General features: G+C 40.7%; 2 protein-coding genes. Both read left to right on the top strand.

What is annotated here, in order from left to right:
• Positions 1 to 729: RHS repeat-associated core domain-containing protein (locus Q4519_RS21555; RefSeq protein WP_303515967.1), on the top strand; the 729-nt coding region annotated here is incomplete at its 5' end.
• Complete coding sequence (locus tag Q4519_RS21550; protein ID WP_303515965.1) at positions 719 to 1,174, top strand: hypothetical protein; 456 nt, start codon at positions 719 to 721, stop codon at positions 1,172 to 1,174. The genes Q4519_RS21555 and Q4519_RS21550, both read left to right, overlap by 11 nt.
• Positions 1,175 to 1,655 lie beyond the last annotated feature (481 nt).

The raw sequence follows: 1,655 nt of genomic DNA, 5'->3' as shown, positions 1-1,655 counted from the left end.
AACGTACTCAAACAAGAAATCGAACAAGTGCACAGCCCTCTTAGATTTCAAGGGCAATATTATGATGCAGAAACCGGTCTACACTACAACCGCCACCGTTACTACAACCCCAACACTGCCGCGTTTTTAACGCTAGATCCCATAGGCTTAGCCGGTGGCTTAAACAACTACCAATATGTGCCGAATCCAACTGGATGGATAGATCCGTTGGGGTTGGCGGTGAGAAAAGGGGATGGGGATTGTTGTGGGGAGAACGAGACGTTTCGCACCACAAACGTAAAATATCCAAGCGATCCAAAAGTAGTTGATGCAATGCAAGGTTCGAGAGAAAAGCTAAGAGATGGTGTTGATTGCTCAGAAATAGCTGATGAACTATATCAAACGAGCGGAGGGCTTGGGAAGGTAGCCATTTTCCGCTCTAAGGAAGCAAGTTGGCCAACTAGTCCGAATGAAAACCAAAAACCAAGATTCTCTCCTCCTTTTAATGACAATACAAATTTAAATTATCCACAAAAAACCAAAGCGGGTACTATTACAGGTGTTAATGAAAGTTACCATGCGGTATACAGTGATGGTAAGTACATCTACGATGGTGCTCTGCATAATAATGGAATTCCGATTGGAGATTACTTGAAATTACTTAGCAAGATGAATCCACAAGGAATTAGCTATAGAGTATATAACCCAGACTCAGGCCTCATATCAAAAGGAAGCATAAGTGGTAAATAACAATTCAGATAACAAAACTGAAGACATTGGCCCTATCAAATTCATTGAAACGCTACAGTCTTTTCAACTTATAAAATGGCACTCATTTTTCCCAACTAAAAACCCTATTGGCTACGATCCAGATATGCCACCTGTAATAACATGGATCTTTAAAAACAAAACAGAAGAAAAAGACATTATTAAAATCTTATCAAATATATTACTGAGATCATCAAAATATATAGACTGGAACTTAGATAGACAAAAAAGTGGCAAATGGATATTAATGCCAGCAGAAGTAAGAGAAGAGTTAAGGAATAATGAGGATTACATTTTCATTGATGCAGCAGAAGCCGTAAAAAATAAATCACCTGGTTTTGGAACAATTGCAAACCAAGAAATAAAGCAGCTTTCTTTTTGTCTAAATGACGAGCTAAATTCATGGAAGAAGCGAGTTTGTAAATAACTTTGCATAACTAACGCCAATTACATTTAAGCAGCAGTTAAACGGTCTGCGACTTCAATCTTGCTTGTTAAGCAAGTTGAGGGAGCAATAATCGAGCCAGTATTAAGACTACAACCCCCTTGGTCGCGTTAAACGCTGGCAATTACCGGATGGCCAGCAGGTTGACTATGAATTTCAACAAGGCCAACTGGCTGGCATTAACCTTAACGGTGAAGTACTTACCCAACACCTATTTCGTCATGGCCAAGAGGTCAAACGTAGCCAAGGTGCCCTCACCAGTGAGTACCAATACGATGAGCAAGGCCGCTTAACCCAACATGCACAGCTGCAACAACGGCTACAAATGGGTGCCAGTGCTACCATCAAACAGCAGCGCCAATATCAATATGATGTGGCCGGTAACCTGTAACCTTTCACCAGCCCCCTCTTGAAATTTATATGTGATCCAAATCGACTGATCTAAAAATCGTGCTTGAAGGAT

Source organism: Motilimonas sp. 1_MG-2023 (assembly GCF_030547455.1).
GTDB lineage: Bacteria > Pseudomonadota > Gammaproteobacteria > Enterobacterales > CBDFNC01 > Motilimonas.
Note: the sequence above shows the minus strand (reverse complement) of the source record. Positions and strands in the feature narration are given on the sequence as shown.